16 protein-coding genes are annotated in these 15,071 nt (G+C 60.6%); 9 read left to right on the top strand and 7 right to left on the bottom strand.

The genetic code is table 11. The annotated features are described in order from the left end of the window. Window position 1 precedes the first annotated feature (1 nt). Both ABXH05_RS06215 and acnA read right to left on the bottom strand, forming a co-directional pair. Window positions 2-766, bottom strand: a complete 765-nt coding sequence (locus ABXH05_RS06215; protein WP_353560246.1) for a DUF1223 domain-containing protein — start codon at window positions 764-766, stop codon at window positions 2-4. A 205-nt stretch (window positions 767-971) separates the two neighbouring features. Beyond that, window positions 972-3,743, bottom strand: a complete 2,772-nt coding sequence (gene acnA / locus ABXH05_RS06210) for an aconitate hydratase AcnA (RefSeq protein WP_348136293.1) — start codon at window positions 3,741-3,743, stop codon at window positions 972-974. A gap of 271 nt (window positions 3,744-4,014) precedes the next feature. Here acnA and ABXH05_RS06205 point away from each other — a divergent pair, with 271 nt between their 5' ends. The 7 genes from ABXH05_RS06205 (at window position 4,015) to ABXH05_RS06175 (ending at window position 8,124) form a co-directional block, all read left to right on the top strand. Beyond that, a complete protein-coding gene (locus ABXH05_RS06205; RefSeq protein WP_353560245.1) occupies window positions 4,015-4,857 on the top strand; it encodes a crotonase/enoyl-CoA hydratase family protein in 843 nt (280 codons plus the stop codon). A 9-nt stretch (window positions 4,858-4,866) separates the two neighbouring features. Further along, complete coding sequence (gene ccmA / locus ABXH05_RS06200) at window positions 4,867-5,469, top strand: heme ABC exporter ATP-binding protein CcmA (protein ID WP_353560244.1); 603 nt, start codon at window positions 4,867-4,869, stop codon at window positions 5,467-5,469. After that, the gene (ccmB, locus tag ABXH05_RS06195) at window positions 5,466-6,119 is read left to right on the top strand and encodes a heme exporter protein CcmB (protein WP_353560243.1); all 654 of its coding nucleotides are present in this window, start codon (window positions 5,466-5,468) and stop codon (window positions 6,117-6,119) included. The genes ccmA and ccmB overlap by 4 nt, the downstream gene beginning before the upstream one ends. Before the next feature lie 84 nt (window positions 6,120-6,203). Then, the gene (locus ABXH05_RS06190; RefSeq protein WP_353560242.1) at window positions 6,204-6,944 is read left to right on the top strand and encodes a heme ABC transporter permease; all 741 of its coding nucleotides are present in this window, start codon (window positions 6,204-6,206) and stop codon (window positions 6,942-6,944) included. Further along, window positions 6,944-7,111, top strand: coding sequence for a heme exporter protein CcmD (gene ccmD / locus ABXH05_RS06185; protein ID WP_353560241.1), 168 nt, complete (start codon window positions 6,944-6,946; stop codon window positions 7,109-7,111). The genes ABXH05_RS06190 and ccmD overlap by 1 nt, the downstream gene beginning before the upstream one ends. Next, a complete protein-coding gene (locus ABXH05_RS06180; RefSeq protein WP_353560240.1) occupies window positions 7,108-7,692 on the top strand; it encodes a DsbE family thiol:disulfide interchange protein in 585 nt (194 codons plus the stop codon). Before ccmD ends, ABXH05_RS06180 begins: the two co-directional genes overlap by 4 nt. A 72-nt stretch (window positions 7,693-7,764) precedes the next feature. After that, window positions 7,765-8,124, top strand: coding sequence for a hypothetical protein (locus tag ABXH05_RS06175; protein WP_353560239.1), 360 nt, complete (start codon window positions 7,765-7,767; stop codon window positions 8,122-8,124). A 25-nt stretch (window positions 8,125-8,149) separates the two neighbouring features. On the opposite strand, the gene ABXH05_RS06170 is transcribed toward ABXH05_RS06175, so the two are convergent. Beyond that, the gene (locus tag ABXH05_RS06170) at window positions 8,150-8,797 is read right to left on the bottom strand and encodes a MarR family winged helix-turn-helix transcriptional regulator (RefSeq protein ID WP_348136285.1); all 648 of its coding nucleotides are present in this window, start codon (window positions 8,795-8,797) and stop codon (window positions 8,150-8,152) included. A 395-nt stretch (window positions 8,798-9,192) separates the two neighbouring features. Here ABXH05_RS06170 and ABXH05_RS06165 point away from each other — a divergent pair, with 395 nt between their 5' ends. Further along, window positions 9,193-9,861, top strand: coding sequence for an NUDIX hydrolase (locus tag ABXH05_RS06165; protein WP_353560238.1), 669 nt, complete (start codon window positions 9,193-9,195; stop codon window positions 9,859-9,861). A 97-nt stretch (window positions 9,862-9,958) separates the two neighbouring features. Beyond that, on the top strand, window positions 9,959-11,092 hold the full coding sequence (locus tag ABXH05_RS06160) for a DUF2332 domain-containing protein (RefSeq protein ID WP_353560236.1): 1,134 nt from the start codon (window positions 9,959-9,961) through the stop codon (window positions 11,090-11,092). A gap of 186 nt (window positions 11,093-11,278) precedes the next feature. Here ABXH05_RS06160 and ABXH05_RS06155 read toward each other — a convergent pair whose 3' ends face one another. The 4 genes from ABXH05_RS06155 to dapF are packed head-to-tail and all read right to left on the bottom strand — an operon-like array spanning window position 11,279 to window position 15,040. Continuing rightward, a complete protein-coding gene (locus ABXH05_RS06155) occupies window positions 11,279-11,902 on the bottom strand; it encodes a septation protein A (protein WP_353560235.1) in 624 nt (207 codons plus the stop codon). Beyond that, window positions 11,899-12,933, bottom strand: coding sequence for a signal recognition particle-docking protein FtsY (gene ftsY, locus ABXH05_RS06150; protein ID WP_353560234.1), 1,035 nt, complete (start codon window positions 12,931-12,933; stop codon window positions 11,899-11,901). The genes ABXH05_RS06155 and ftsY overlap by 4 nt, the downstream gene beginning before the upstream one ends. Then, window positions 12,930-14,192 (bottom strand): tRNA (N(6)-L-threonylcarbamoyladenosine(37)-C(2))-methylthiotransferase MtaB, encoded by a 1,263-nt coding sequence (gene mtaB / locus ABXH05_RS06145; RefSeq protein WP_353560233.1) that lies wholly within the window; start codon window positions 14,190-14,192, stop codon window positions 12,930-12,932. The genes ftsY and mtaB overlap by 4 nt, the downstream gene beginning before the upstream one ends. After that, window positions 14,189-15,040 carry a diaminopimelate epimerase gene (gene dapF, locus ABXH05_RS06140; protein ID WP_353560232.1) on the bottom strand — a complete coding sequence of 284 codons (852 nt, stop codon included), beginning with the start codon at window positions 15,038-15,040 and terminating at the stop codon, window positions 14,189-14,191. Before dapF ends, mtaB begins: the two co-directional genes overlap by 4 nt. Between the last annotated feature and the right edge of the window lie 31 nt (window positions 15,041-15,071).

Genomic DNA, 15,071 nt, shown 5'->3' with positions numbered 1-15,071 from the left:
TTTAGTTCATCAGGGCCATGTCGATGCGAGCGGCGGTGAGAACCTTGCCGACGCCGTAGTCACCGGCCTGCTGGACGATGATGGCGCATCCATCGTGGTTGCCTTGCATCAGCATGTCCTTGGCCAGATCAATGCTTAGCGGTTTGGACATGTCCCAATTGTCGAGGCGGATGATATCGCGCACCACGTTTGAGTAGGTGATGGTCTCGCCCGCGTTTTCGCCGCGGGTAATCATGACTTCGTGGGCCACATCATACTGCACAAGCCATACGGCTGCCGTCTGTGTGCTGGTCGTCGCATCGGCTGTGATGGCAAGGCCGGTGTCTGTTGGCGCCGTGACAAGGATCTCAGGCCCTTTGACGCTGTCTACCTGGTCATTGATGGCCTTGCGTGACGCCTGCTGGCGGCTGCCGGGCATATGGGTTTCGCCGTCGATCACCAGTTGCGGCGTGTACTTCCGGTCCATGAAGTGCTGCGCATAGGCTTCCTGACGCGCAGTGTGTTCTTCGCGGCCCAGCGTGTCGCGCCAGCCCAGATAGTCCCAATAGGTAATGTTGTAGGTCAGCGCGATGACGTCGTCGCGGGGGGCAACTTCGTTGATCAGTGCGTCAGCGGGCGGGCAGGAGGAGCAACCCTGACTTGTGAAAAGCTCAACCACGGCGGGCCGCGCCTGAGCTGAGGCCGGCATCAGCATGGCAGCGGCCAGCAGGGCTGGTGCAGCAAGGCGCATGGATGCGCGTGAAGTAATTAGTGGCAGGGCGGTCATTGCGGTCTCTTCGCGTTGAAGGGTGAGGCTCCCTGACACTCAAACTAGGGTTTTGGCCGCTCATGATCCACTCAAGAGAGTGTGAGGGGGCGCGTGATCGAGATGAACCGTCGATAACCCGCGGGAGGCCGCTCTGGCGACCAGGTACAAAAAAGCCCGGAAACCGTAGCGGCTTCCGGGCTTTCTTGTGGGTGTTGGTGGTGTCTTACGACGCCATCAGGTTCCGAAGCACGAAGTGCAGGATGCCACCGTTTTCGTAGTAATCGACTTCATCTGCGGTATCGATGCGGCAAAGCACCGGTACCTTTTTGGTCGCGCCCTTGTCATTGGTGATCTCAAGGGTCAGCTTCATGCGGGGCTTGATGCCCTTTTCGTTGCCGGTGATCGTCACGGTTTCAGAACCGTTCAGACCCAGCTTCTTCCAGCTCGTGCCTTCTTCGAACTGCAGGGGCAGAACGCCCATGCCGACGAGGTTGGAGCGGTGGATACGCTCGAAGCTTTCAACGATGACTGCTTCAACGCCCAGGAGCTTGGTGCCCTTGGCCGCCCAGTCACGGGATGAGCCGGTGCCGTATTCCTTGCCGCCGAAGACCACAAGCTTGTTGCCTGCATCTGCGTACTTCATGGCAGCGTCGTAAATCGGCATGGCATCGCCTGACGGATAGTGAACCGTCACGCCGCCTTCCACACCTGGAACCATCTGGTTCTTGATGCGGATGTTGGCGAAGGTGCCGCGCATCATGACTTCGTGGTTGCCACGGCGTGAGCCGTAGGAGTTGAAGTCAGCTGGCTTCACCTTGTGCTTCTTGAGGTAGTCACCAGCCGGGCTGTCCGCCTTGATGGAGCCTGCAGGTGAGATGTGGTCGGTGGTGATCGAGTCACCGAAGAGACCCAGAATGCGTGCGTTCTGAACAGGCGCAACCGCTGCGGGTTCTGCCGTCATGCCTTCAAAGTAAGGCGGGTTCTGCACATAGGTGCTCTTCTTGTTCCAGTCATAGGTCTTGCCACCAGTGACCTTGATCTTGCGCCACTGGGGGTCGCCCTTGAACACGTCCGCATAGCGTTCGCGGAACATCTTCTGTGTCACGGACTTGCGTACAGCGTCTGCCACTTCAAGGGATGTCGGCCAGATGTCCTTGAGATAGACATCGTTGCCCTTCTTGTCCTGACCAATGGGTTCCTTTGTGAGGTTCACATTGACGGAGCCGGCAAGAGCGTAGGCAACAACCAGCGGCGGTGAGGCCAGGTAGTTGGCGCGTACATCCGGAGACACACGACCTTCGAAGTTACGGTTGCCTGACAGAACAGACGTCGCAACAAGGTCAGCGTCATGGATGGCCTTGGAGATAGGCGCTGGCAGCGGACCGGAGTTACCGATGCAGGTTGTGCAACCGTAGCCCACCAGGTTGAAGCCGAGCTTGTCGAGTTCCTTCTGGAGGCCAGCGTCCTTCAAGTATTCCGTCACGACCTGTGACCCGGGTGCGAGCGAAGGCTTCACCCATGGCTTGGTCTTGAGGCCCAGCTTGTTGGCCTTCTGTGCCACAAGGCCGGCGGCCATAAGCACTGACGGGTTGGAGGTGTTGGTGCACGACGTGATGGCCGCAATCACAACATCGCCGTGGCCGATTGTGTAATCGGTGCCGGAGACCTTGGCGCGCTTGTGGCCGTCGTCTGCCTTCTTGAACTCGTTGACCATGGAGCCAGCGAAGCTGTCTGCAATGTCGGCGAGAGCCACACGGTCCTGCGGACGCTTTGGACCGGCAAGACTTGGGACAACGTCGCCAAGCTCAAGGTGCAGGCTGTCTGTGAAGATCGGGTCTTCCGACTTGGAAGTGCGGAACATGCCCTGCTTCTTGGCGTAGGCTTCAACAAGGTCCACGCGGGCCTTCTTGCGGCCTGTGGCCTTGAGGTATTTGAGCGTTTCGGCGTCAATCGGGAAGAAGCCGCATGTGGCGCCATATTCCGGTGCCATGTTGGAGAGGGTCGCCTGATCTTCGAGAGACAGGTGATCCAGGCCCGGGCCATAGAACTCAACGAACTTGCCAACCACGCCACGGGCGCGGAGCATTTCGGTGACGGTCAGCACGAGGTCGGTGGCGGTGATGCCTTCGGCCATCTTGCCGGTGAGCTTCATGCCGATGACTTCAGGGATCAGCATGGAGATCGGCTGGCCGAGCATGGCCGCTTCAGCTTCGATACCGCCAACGCCCCAACCCAGAACGGACAGGCCGTTGACCATGGTGGTGTGGCTGTCTGTGCCGACGAGGCTGTCTGGATAGGCAACTTCAACGGTCTTGGTCTTGCCGCCGGCTGCTGCGCGCTTTTCTTTCTTGGTCCAGACGGTCTGGGCCAGATATTCCAGGTTCACCTGGTGGCAGATGCCGGTTCCGGGAGGAACAACACGCAGGTTGTTGAATGCTTCAGAGCCCCAACGCAGGAACTCATAGCGTTCGCCGTTGCGTTCATATTCGACGTTCACGTTCTTCTTGAACGAATCCTTGGCGCCGAAGTTGTCGACCATCACGGAGTGGTCAATCACCAGATCAACCGGTGCGAGCGGGTTGATCTTGTCCGGGTTGCCGCCTGCGGCAGCCATGGCGTCGCGCATGGCAGCAAGGTCAACCACGCCGGGCACGCCGGTGAAGTCCTGCATCAGCACGCGGGCCGGGCGGAATGCAATTTCCTTGGTGGACTTGCGGCGGGTCAGCCACTTGGCCATCGCCTCGATATCAGCCTTGGTAACCGAACGACCATCTTCTGAGCGCAGGAGGTTTTCCAGCAGCACCTTCAGGGAGTAGGGCAGGCGTGAGATGTTCTTGAGGCCATTCTTCTCGGCGTCTTTCAGCGAGAAGTATTCATAGCTCTTCGTGCCGACCTTAAGCGTCTTGCGGCATTTGAAGCTGTCGAGGGAAACCGGGACAACGCCTTTAGCGGTTTTGGCCGGTTTTTTTGCTGCTTTTTTCTTTGCAGGTGCCAAGAGAGATCCTCCTCATCAGGCAACGTTAGGACAGGGTCCTTGAGCGCCGGGCATATGCACTGTTGGGGGCACATGCCGGGGCGAAAAAGACTGTGATCCGCGCGCGGTTTTATTTTTTCTGGCACCGGGGTTGTGACCCTCAGGCGGCGCAAAGCTATTCGCGCATTCTTGGCGTGCGGGAGTGTGCGGGCGCTTTATACTCCGAAGACGTTTGCGCGCCTAGAGCAACTAGGCCGTTTGAGTGCGCTAAAGCACGGGAGAAACACACTAAATGACCGAATCTGCACCTGCGGACGCTGCAACCCAGCCCGTCATCGTTGAAAAAGACGGACCCGTCACAATCATCACCATCGACCGACCGCAGGCACGCAATGCTGTGGACCGGCCAACAGCGGATGCGCTGGCGGAGGCATTTCTGGCATTTGAACATGATGAGACTGCCAGCGTGGCGGTATTCACGGGCGCGCGGGGCACGTTCTGTGCGGGCGCTGATCTCAAGGCCGTCGCCGGTGACGACACATCCCGCTCCAATCAGGGCGTTTTTCCCAAGACGGGCATCGTTGCCGATCCGTTGGCAGACGATGGCCCCATGGGACCGTCGCGCATGCTGCTGTCAAAACCTGTGATTGCTGCGGTGGAAGGCCATGCGGTGGCCGGTGGGCTGGAGCTCGCATGCTGGGCGGACATGCGGGTGGCAAGCGAGAGCGCGATCTTTGGTGTTTTCTGCAGGCGCTGGGGTGTGCCGCTGATTGACGGCGGCACGGTGCGCCTGCCGCGCATCATTGGTCATGGCCGGGCCATGGATCTGATTTTGACGGGCCGCCCGGTGGATGCGCGCGAAGCCCTGCAGCTTGGATTGGCCAACCGCGTGGTGCCGGAAGGCGAGGCGCGGGCAGAAGCCATCAAGATTGCGCAGCAGCTGGCAAAATTCCCCCAGGGCTGTATGCGCGGCGACAGAATGTCCGCATACATGCAGTGGGACATGCCCTACGATCAGGCCATGGCCAACGAGTTCCGTCTTGGCCGGGTGACGCTGGCCTCCGGTGCCACCCGTGAAGGCGCCGCGCGCTTTGCGGCGGGCAAGGGACGTGGCGGCAATTTTGACGACATCTAAAGGCTGCGTGTGACTGCTCTTCTCGACGTAACGAATCTGGCCTGCCAGCGCGGAACGCGTCTTCTGTTTGAAGACGTGTCGTTTTCGCTTGGGCGCGGTGAGGCGCTGGTGATCACGGGCCCCAACGGCACCGGCAAGTCGAGCCTGTTGCGCATTCTGGCCGGGCTTCTTGAGGAAGAAGACGGTGAGATCAGTCATGACGACGAGATGCTGTATCTGGGGCATCTGGATGCGCTGAAGCCGCAGATGAGCGTGATGGAGAATTTGCGGTTCTGGGTCGCGCTTTTTGGCGGCACCGGTGATTTGCACGCAGCCCTTGAGCGGTTTGGTCTCGGGCATATTCCTGACCTGACAGCGGGGGTTCTTTCTGCGGGGCAGCGGCGGCGTCTGACGCTGGCGCGGTTCTCGTGTTTTCTGGGCCAGGACAGTGTGCGGCCGATCTGGTTGATGGATGAGCCAGACAGTGCACTGGACGATGCCGGTCGTGTGTTGCTGGACGAGCTGCTCAAGGAGCATTTGTCTCTGGGCGGTGTTGTGCTGGCCGCGACCCATCGGGGCCTTGGGATTGACGCTGCTGAATTGAGGCTCGGCTCCCGGGAAGATGTGTCATGAGCGCGTTCTGGGCGCTTGTGGCGCGGGACATCAAGCTGGCGGGCCGTCTGGGCGGCGGGCCGTTTGTGGGTCTTGGCTTCTTCATCATTGTGGTGACCATGGTGCCGTTTGGGGTGGGCGCTGATCTGGACCTGCTGTCGCGCATCGGCCCAGGTGTGTTGTGGGTGGCGGTACTGCTGGCAACGCTGCTGTCGCTGGACCGGCTGTTTCAGGCGGACTTTGAAGACGGGTCGCTGGATCTGTTCTTGATGTCGCCCTTGCCGGTGGAGGCGCAGGTGCTCGCCAAGTGTCTGGCGCACTGGATCACCAACACGGTACCGCTGATCATCGCGATGCCGGCGGTGGCGTTTCTGGTCAATCTGGATACCGACATTCTGCTCCCCCTCATTGTGAGCCTGCTGGTGGGGACCCCGTCGCTGAGCTTCATAGGCGCCCTTGGCGCGGCTCTGACGGTGGGCGTGCGCCGGGGCGGACTTGTGCTGTCCTTGATTGTGCTGCCGCTTTATGTGCCGGCGCTTATTTTCGGCGCGGCGGCGGGCACCGGCGATCTTATGGGAACGCCCATGCTGTTTCTGGGGGCTTTTTCGCTGGCCTCCCTGGCGCTGGCCCCTTTTGCGGCGGCAGCGGCATTGCGGATTTCCGTGTCATGAAACATCGCCAGACCCTCACGAAAACGCTATTTCGCCGCAGGGAGCTTTTCTTGCTGCTGATGCGTGGCGGGGATAAAAAATCATATGGCTAAATCCATACAGCGGTTTGCAAATCCGGCGCGCTTCATGGCGCTTTCCGGCGCGGTTTTGCCGTGGGCCATTGCTGCCACGGCGCTGACGCTGAGTGTAGGGCTGTATCTGGCGCTGATTGCGTCGCCCCCGGACTATCAGCAGGGTGAGACCGTGCGCATGATGTATGTGCATGTGCCCTCTGCGTGGCTGGCGTCCGCTGGCTATGCGTCGATGGCGCTGGCCTGTGCTGTTGGCCTGATCTGGCGGCATCCGCTGGCTTTTGCGTCTGCCAAGGCGATGGCGCCGCTGGGGGCTGCCTTCACCTTTCTGGCGCTGGTCACGGGCTCCTTGTGGGGCAAACCCATGTGGGGCGCCTACTGGGTGTGGGACGCGCGGCTGACCTCCGTGCTGGTGCTGTTTTTCATCTATCTGGGCTACATCGCCCTGTGGGAAGTGATCGAGGACTTTGGCCGCGCGGCGCGGGCAACGTCGGTCTTTTGTCTTGCCGGTGCGGTGAACCTGCCGGTCATCCGGTTTTCCGTTGATTGGTGGAACACGCTGCATCAGCCGGCCTCTGTGGCGCGGCTGGACGGGCCGGCCATTCATTCTTCCATCCTCACTCCGCTGCTGGTGATGGCGGTTGGGTTTACGATGCTGTTCCTAGTGCTCACCTTGGTGCGCACGCGGACGGAAATCATGCAGCGCCGGGCGGCAGCGCTTGAAATGCAGCAGGCGCAGGCGGGAGGCATGTAATGGCTGAGTTTCTCGCCATGGGTGGATATGCAAGCTTTGTGTGGCCTGCTTACGGGGTGACGGCACTTGTGGTTGTTGGCCTGATTGTGTGGAGCGCGAAGGCGCACCGTGCGGTGAAGGCACGCGTTGCCATGCTTGAGGCGCAGGCAGACGGGCGCGGGTCATGAGCGAGGATGCGCCTACAGGGCGTCGCTTTGGGGCGCTTGTGCCCGTTGCGGTTTTTGCAGCCCTTGCGGCGTTGCTCTATCTGGCGCTGTTCTGGGGGGACCCTAGCGAGATCCCTACGGCACTCAAGGACAAGCCGGTTCCCGACTTTGTGATGCCGCCGGTGGACGGCCTGCAGAACATGCCCGGCCTTGCTTCCGATGATCTCAAGACCGGCGCACCGACCATTGTGAATGTCTGGGCGTCGTGGTGCGGCCCGTGCCGGGTCGAGCATCCGGTATTGATGCAGCTTGCCGAACGCGATGACGTGCGGCTTGTGGGGCTGAACTACAAGGATGCGCCGCAGAATGCCCGGCGGTTCCTGGGCACGCTGGGCAACCCGTTTCAGGCGGTGGGGGCGGACAGAACCGGGCGCACGGCCATTGATTGGGGTGTCTATGGGGTGCCGGAGACTTTCATTGTCGATGGCAATGGGATCATCCGCTTCAAATATGTAGGGCCGATTGCGCCTGAGGATATCGAAAACGTGATCCTCCCAGAGCTGGAAACCGCCAAAACCCCCGTATCTGAGCTTTCAGATTAACTTTGCGGCAACCCTGGACGGCCTAAACCGGTAGGACCGTTTTTTCCTTCTTTCGAGGATTTGCGCGCTTTTATGGCTTTGCCCATTACCTCATCGCTGATTGCCGCACAGGCGCAGACTTATGCTGCGCCCAAAAATGCGCGCGCCTATACGCCTCCGCCGGTGGAAAAACTGGCGGCGCGGGGCAGCAGCAATGCGGTTCAGGTGGAAATCTCAGCAGAAGCCCGCAAGGCCGAACAGGCACGCTTTGAAACGCGCACTGTGGATGCCCGGAAAAACGAGACGCGTGCGGACGAGCGGCGTGATGCGGAAGATACGCAGGCCCGAGATTTGGCCCGTGATTTTACCCGCGAAGCTCCCTTGAGGGACGCCCAGCAAAATGCCGGGACACGCACTACGCGCCCCGGCACCAATCTTGATATTCAAATTTAGGTCCCGCTGAGGCGAGATCAGATGACTAGCGGCGTTTGGCTGCTGTCTTCTTCTTGGCAGCTGTCTTGCGCTTGGGCGCAGCCTTCTTCTTTGCGGCGGTTTTCTTTTTGGCCGTTGTTTTCTTGGCGGCTGCCTTGCGCTTGGGCGCTGCTTTCTTCTTCGCAGCGGTTTTCTTTTTGGCTGCTGTCTTTTTCTTGGCGGCAGGTTTGCGGCCTGTGGCGGCGCTGACGGCTTCCATGGCATCGTTGCCGAGATTGGCGATGACGCCGAGAATTTCAAACAGGTTTTCACGCTGCTTGGGGCTCAGGGCATCCATCACCATTTTTTCAGCACGCACGGCCTGAGGCATGGTGGCGTTCAGGGCCCGGCGACCGGCTGCTGTGAGGTTCACGGAGTTCGCGCGACGGTCCGTCTTGGTGCGCTTGCGCTGCAGAAGTCCGCGGGAAATCATCCGGCTGATCATGTCTGCCAGCGTCGAACGGTCGATACCTGTCTGCTTTACAAGATCCGTCTGGCTCAGGCCTTCGTCGCGTTCAACAGTGACGAGCACGGCAAACTGACGCGCGGTCAGACCGCCAGCGCCAACTTCCTTGGTGAAGAGGTCCTGCGCAAACTGCGTCGCGCGGCGGAGCAGATGTCCGGGGGATTGTTCGAGGTCTAGCTTCTTGGCCATGGTGCTTGCTTCCTTTGTCTTCTGTTGCCGAGTCCGCGCCTTGGGAATATGTCCGCCTCGGACTGCTCACCTGCAATGAGGCTTGCGATCGGGGATCGAGGCGGCGTGGCGCGGGTATTTCAAATGTCGTCCGGGTACATACGTATTTTGTCTTTGCGTCCAATTTGCGTCGCGTAATTTCAATGACGTTGAGCGCAGAACAAGTTGGTGCGTTAGACCGCACAAAGTTTTCCAACACGCTAACAGTGCACCATTCAGAATGGGACGCAAGAGCATGGGCGTAATTCGATGCCGAATTGCATGCAGTTTTGCGCTGGCTCAATCAGCAACATGATCTAATTTTACCGTTTAAGCCCGGCTGCATTGCGTAGCTGCGACGGCCTGCAACAATCCGCATGCGGAGTGCCAATTCCATCGTGACCAAATCAACCAAGACACCTGATCCCGCGCAGCCTGTTGTGTCGGATGCGGAACGTAATGCGGCTTTGCTGCCGCGCTCGATAGATGACAAACACGCATTCACGTTGCGGGTTCCCGATGGGGATACCCATGCGCGGCATGTGTGCAACGACTGTGGCTACATTCACTACACAAACCCCAAGATTGTTGTGGGGTCTGTCGTGACCTGGCGTGATCCAGAAGGGGGGGCGGAAGATGGCGAGGTGCGGTATCTGATGTGCCGTCGTGCCATTGAGCCGCGTAAAGGGTTCTGGACGCTGCCGGCGGGCTATCTGGAGAACGGGGAAACAACGGAAGCCGGCGCCCGGCGCGAAGCGTTTGAAGAAGCGTGTGCGGACATTCGCATTGATGCTCTGCTGGCGGTCTATTCCCTGGCGCATATCTCTCAGGTGCAGCTGATGTACAAGGCAACCCTGCTATCTCCTGACATTGATGTAGGTGAGGAAAGTCTGGAAGTGGCGTTGTTCCGCAAGGAAGACATTCCCTGGGATGACCTGGCTTTTCCAAGTGTGCGCTGGGCGCTGACGCAGTTTCAGGAAGTTGCGCAAACGCCGGTTTTTGCCCCTTTCACCAATCCTGTTGATGCCGGTGGCAAGCCTGACTGACGGATATCAGCCTTGCGTCAATGGGCTTCCCTTGGCGCATGGTTAGCCCGCACCGTTCGCCCGCCCTCGATTGGTGGGGTTCATAACGGAGCGTCGCATGAGTGACCGTCTTGAGGCTTTCGCAGTTGGTTTTCGCAAACAGGCAGAGTTTTGCCATTTGCTTGGATCGCCTTTTTCAGCTGCCCTGCTTGAACAGGCAGCGGATGCGTTTGAAGCAGGAGACGATATCGTCGCGACATACATGCCGTGGTGGGACGGGTCCACAGCGGCCTATGTGGCAGCAGATGTTCTGCCCCTAAGGTTCCTGGGTTGTGCGCATGCGCTTGCGCTGAGTGGAGATGTGCCAGTGCTTGCCCGGCACTACCCCTCCTGTGGTGGTGATGGTGTGGCGGATGGCGTCTGGAAACACCTCCTCGAGGCGTTTGCCGCGCACACAGCCTTCACCACTGACTATGTCACCCAGCCACCCCAGACCAACGAAGTGGCGCGGTCCGGCTCGCTTGTGCCGGGGCTGCTGGAACTTGCCCGGCTGGTGCAGATGCCGGTGGCGACATTTGAACTGGGCGCGAGCGCAGGGCTGTTGCAGGGGCTTGACCGGTTTCACTACACATTCGGGTCGGCAACATGGGGGGATGATACGTCCGACTGCCGCATGACGCCGGATTGGACACTTCCATTAACGCCGCCGGTGGACGCGCCTTTGACGATTGCCGCACGGCGCGCATGTGATGCCACGCCGATTGACATTCTCAACCCGGACAATGCCCTCAAGGTGCGGTCCTATATCTGGACGGATATGCCGGAGCGTCTCGCGCGGCTGGATGCGGCGATTGCCATTGCGCAGGACGTCAGGCCGGTCGTGGAAGATGCGTCAGCCGATGCGTGGCTTGAAGACGTGCTGGGAAGTCCGGCCGTGCCGGGGCAGGTAAGATGCGTCCTGCATTCGGTCATGTGGCAGTACATGCCCAAGGATGTTCAGGACCGGGCCTATGCGGCCATTGTGAAGGCGGGTGAGGCTGCGACGCCGGAGACGCCCGTGGCATGGTTGCGGCTTGAGCCCGAAACCAACAACAAGCCCATGCAGGTGGCGTTGGCCCTGTGGCGCGGCGATGGCACATGCGATGCGCGCGTCCTGGCGGACTCCCATCCCCACGGCACGCAGATCGGCTGGCTGGGCTGGGACAAGGGGCGGCGTCTGGACAGTCCGGAACTGGTGCAGAATTTTAACTAGGTAATGCAGCGCCGTCCGTATCCCCGGACTTGATCCTGGGGCCACTCTCAGCGCGTTGAGTATTGGCGTTGATAAGGTCTGACGGCACGCGCCTCACCCAACATGTGATGTGTTGGCTGTGGCCAAGGCGAGTAGGCCCCGGATCAAGTCCGGGGGCGCGGGGGGGTGTTTGTTGAAAGTGGTGGCCTACAGCGTTTCGTTCTGGCGCTCGGCTTCGGCTTCGAGTTCGGCTTCCGTTTTGGGTTCCGGCAGGGCGTATTTCTGCAGCAGGCCGACTTGGGCAACGGCGAACACCATGGTGATGGGCATGTTGCCGAAGACCTTGAAGCTGACCCAGAAGTCGGTTGAGAAGTTGCGCCAGACGATCTCGTTGAGGATGGCCAGGAACACGAAGAAGAAGGCCCAGCGCCAGGTGAGCTTGCGCCAGCCTTCCGGGGTCAGGCGGAACGTGCCGTCGAACACGATCTTCAGCAGCGATTTGCCAAAGAAAAGACCGCTGAACAGGATTGCGGCGAACAGCCCGTTCACCAGCGTTGGCTTCACCTTGATGAACAGATCATCGTTCAGATAGAGCGTCAGGGCACCAAACACGAGGACGAAGACACCGGTCACTAGCGGCATGGTGGCGATGTGGCGGGCCAGTATCCATGACGCGGCAAGGGATGCCGTAATGGCAACCATGAAAGCGCCGGTGGCCGTAAAAATATCAAACCGCCAGTTGGCGATGAAGAACACCGCCAGCGGCCCGATCTCGATCAGCAGGCGGACGGTCGGGCTGAGGGGTTCTTTTTTGACGGCGGCGTCGCTCATGAGGTGCTTTCGGATGTGGCTGTGTCAGCGTCTGGCTGTGCCTGACTATCATCTAGACCGGCAATGGCCTGGGCAAAGTTGCGGGCGATGAAGGGTTGCAGATCATCTTCGCCTTCGCCAACCCCAATTGCGTGAACGGGCAGGCCAGACTTTTTGGCGATAGCAACGAGAATGCCGCCACGGGCGGTACCGTCGAGCTTGGTCATGACCAGCCCGGTGACACCAACAGCCTTGGTGAAGACTTCAACCTGGTTGATGGCGTTCTGGCCGGTGGTGGCATCGAGCACCAGCAAAACCGAATGGGGAGCTGTTTCATCGCGCTTCTTGATGACGCGCACGACCTTTTCCAGCTCGGACATCAGCTCGGTCTTGTTCTGAAGCCGACCGGCGGTATCGATCATGGCGATGTCGGCGCCCACTTCTTCAGCCTTGGTGATGGTGTCGAAGGCAAGACCCGCTGAATCCGCGCCGACAGCGTGGGCAACGACGGGGGCGCCAATGCGGTCCCCCCAGATCTTCAGCTGGTCGATGGCAGCCGCGCGGAAGGTATCGCCTGCGCCGAGCACCACAGACTTTCCGGCGGCGGACATCTTCTTGGCTAGTTTGCCGATTGTCGTCGTCTTGCCCGCGCCGTTGACGCCGACGACCAGAATGATGTGCGGTTTGTGGGTGCCGTCCAGCAGCAGCGGAGCCTCTACCGGCTCAAGTACCTTGGCCACTTCACTGGCGACGATGTTGCGGACTTCCGCCTCATCCACTTCCTTGTCGTAGCGACCATCGCTCACGGCATCCGTGATGGCGGTGGCGGTCTCGACGCCGAGGTCGGCCTGGATCAACAGGTCTTCGAGCTCTTCAATGGTGGTGCCGTCGAGTTTGCGCTTGGTGAACACGGACGCAATGCCAGTGGTCATGCTCGACGTTGAGCGGCTCAACCCTTCGCGCAGGCGTTTGAAGAGGCCTTTCTTTTCGGGCTCGTCTGGTTGTGCAGGCGCGTTGGCGCCAAGGTCGATAATGCGGGGGGTGTTGGTCATGCGGCGGCGGACACTTTTGGTGTTGCGATAAGGGTTGTGCCGTCCCGGCCGGTCACCTGCGCTTCGATGATGCTGCCCGGCGTCACCGCATGGGTGAGGCGGATGGAGGCAAAATCATCCGTATGCCCCTCGGTTTCCCGTTCGGCGAGGAGGCGGACACTGTGCCCGACATGGGTGTCGAGGCTTGCGGCAAGGGCCTGTGTGCCCCGGGCCCGCAACTCTGCGGCACGGGCCTTGATGGTCGGGCCATCCACCGGCGGCATCTTGGCGGCGGGGGTCATGGGGCGCGGTGAGTAGGGGAAGACATGCACATGGGTGAGGCCGCATGCGTCAATCAGCGACAGATTGGCGGTATGCATCTCGTCTGTTTCGGTCGGGAAACCGGCCATGATGTCGGCACCGAACGCGATCTCCGGGCGCAGGCGGCGGGCTTCGTTACAAAAGGCAATGGCATCAGCGCGCGAGTGGCGGCGCTTCATGCGCTTGAGGATCATGTCGTGGCCGTGCTGCAGGGACAGGTGCAGATGCGGCATCAGGCGTTCTTCGTCCGCTATGGCGCGCATCAGGTCCGGGTCTGCCTCGATTGAATCAATGGACGACAGGCGCAGGCGTGGCAGCTCAGGCACCAGCTTCAGGATGCGCTGCACGAGATTGCCCAGCGGCGGCGTGCCGGGCAGGTCACCACCCCATGAGGTCAGGTCAACGCCGGTAAGGACAATTTCCTGGGTGCCGTTTTCAACCAGCTGACGGATCTGGGTGACGACTTCGCCAGCAGCGACCGAGCGCGAGTTGCCGCGTCCATAGGGGATGACGCAGAAGGTGCAGCGGTGGTCACAGCCGTTTTGCACTTCCACAAAGGCGCGGGCGCGGGCTTCAAAGCCTGCGATGAGATGCCCTGCGGTTTCGCGCACCTCCATGATGTCCGCCACGGCGACACGCGGGGCGTTGGAGCCCTTGAGGAAGGTTTCAGCCTTTGTCTTTTCCGCGTTGCCGACGATGCGCGACACTTCGGGCATGTTGGCGAATGTGTCCGGCTCGATCTGGGCCGCGCATCCGGTAACGATAATTTCCGCATCCGGATGATCGCGCCGTGCCTTGCGGATGGCCTGACGGGCCTGACGCACGGCTTCGCCGGTGACAGCGCAGGTGTTGAAGATGATGGCGTTGTCGATGCCGCCGGCGCGGGCGTGGTCGCGCATGACCTCGCTCTCATAGGCGTTGAGGCGGCAGCCGAAGGTGACAATTTCTGGCGCGCTCATGACCCGCTCCCGGACAGATTGATGTCGCCCGAAAATTCAAACTCGGCGGGGCCGGTCATCAGGATGTGGTCGTCGGCCTCGCGCCACTGGATGCGCAGGGGGCCGCCGGGCAGATGCACCATGACATCGCGGCCCGTGCGGCCGGTGCGTGCGGCGCTGACGCCGATGGCGCAGGCAGCCGTGCCACAGGCGCGGGTTGCCCCGGCGCCGCGTTCCCAGACGCGGGTGCGGATCGTCTTGTCGTCGATCACCTGTGCCAGCGAGATGTTGGCACGCTCAGGAAAGATCGGATGGTTCTCGAGCATCGGCCCGATCTTTTCCAGATCATAGGCGTCTGCGTCCTTCACCCAGAAGATGGCGTGCGGGTTGCCCACATTGGCGACGGAGGGCGAATGGAGGATCGGGTCATCGATGGGGCCGATCTGCAATTCGATGGCGCGGGTGTCGCGGATTTCTTCGGACAGGGGAATGTCCTGCCAGTCAAAGCGCGGCGTCCCCATGTCGATGGTGATGTTGCCGTCGCCGGCATCTGTCGCGACGATGGTTCCGCCTAGGGTGCCCATGGAGAGCTGGGTCGCGCCGCTCTGCTTGAACAGATAGGCGGCAACACAGCGGGCGCCATTGCCGCAGGCTTCCACTTCCTCACCGGAATTGTTCCAGATGGACGTCCAGACGTCGGCACCCTTCCTTCCCGGTTCAATGACCATGATCTGGTCACAGCCGGGGCCGGTTGAGGGATTGCCGATCAGGCGTGCAGCATCGGCGTCGAGGGCAAAGCCCCCGTCGCGGGCGTCGATCACCACGATCTCGTTGCCGAGGCCGTTCATCTTGTGAAACTGCACGTTCATGGGCGCCTATATGGCGCTTTTGGCGGTGAAA

The sequence above is a fragment of the Pyruvatibacter sp. HU-CL02332 genome, assembly GCF_040362765.1.
Taxonomy (GTDB): Bacteria; Pseudomonadota; Alphaproteobacteria; order CGMCC-115125; family CGMCC-115125; genus Pyruvatibacter.
Note: the sequence above shows the minus strand (reverse complement) of the source record. Positions and strands in the feature narration are given on the sequence as shown.

Coding starts and splice junctions, on each gene's coding strand:
- ABXH05_RS06155 (WP_353560235.1), bottom strand. CDS start 11,902: ATGAGCGACGCCGCCGTCAAAAAAGAACCCCTCAGCCCGACCGTCCGC.
- ABXH05_RS06165 (WP_353560238.1), top strand. CDS start 9,193: ATGCGGAGTGCCAATTCCATCGTGACCAAATCAACCAAGACACCTGAT.
- ftsY (WP_353560234.1), bottom strand. CDS start 12,933: ATGACCAACACCCCCCGCATTATCGACCTTGGCGCCAACGCGCCTGCA.
- dapF (WP_353560232.1), bottom strand. CDS start 15,040: ATGAACGTGCAGTTTCACAAGATGAACGGCCTCGGCAACGAGATCGTG.
- ccmD (WP_353560241.1), top strand. CDS start 6,944: ATGGCTGAGTTTCTCGCCATGGGTGGATATGCAAGCTTTGTGTGGCCT.
- ABXH05_RS06175 (WP_353560239.1), top strand. CDS start 7,765: ATGGCTTTGCCCATTACCTCATCGCTGATTGCCGCACAGGCGCAGACT.
- ABXH05_RS06160 (WP_353560236.1), top strand. CDS start 9,959: ATGAGTGACCGTCTTGAGGCTTTCGCAGTTGGTTTTCGCAAACAGGCA.
- mtaB (WP_353560233.1), bottom strand. CDS start 14,192: ATGAGCGCGCCAGAAATTGTCACCTTCGGCTGCCGCCTCAACGCCTAT.
- ccmB (WP_353560243.1), top strand. CDS start 5,466: ATGAGCGCGTTCTGGGCGCTTGTGGCGCGGGACATCAAGCTGGCGGGC.
- ABXH05_RS06205 (WP_353560245.1), top strand. CDS start 4,015: ATGACCGAATCTGCACCTGCGGACGCTGCAACCCAGCCCGTCATCGTT.
- ABXH05_RS06170 (WP_348136285.1), bottom strand. CDS start 8,797: ATGGCCAAGAAGCTAGACCTCGAACAATCCCCCGGACATCTGCTCCGC.
- ABXH05_RS06180 (WP_353560240.1), top strand. CDS start 7,108: ATGAGCGAGGATGCGCCTACAGGGCGTCGCTTTGGGGCGCTTGTGCCC.
- ABXH05_RS06215 (WP_353560246.1), bottom strand. CDS start 766: ATGACCGCCCTGCCACTAATTACTTCACGCGCATCCATGCGCCTTGCT.
- ABXH05_RS06190 (WP_353560242.1), top strand. CDS start 6,204: ATGGCTAAATCCATACAGCGGTTTGCAAATCCGGCGCGCTTCATGGCG.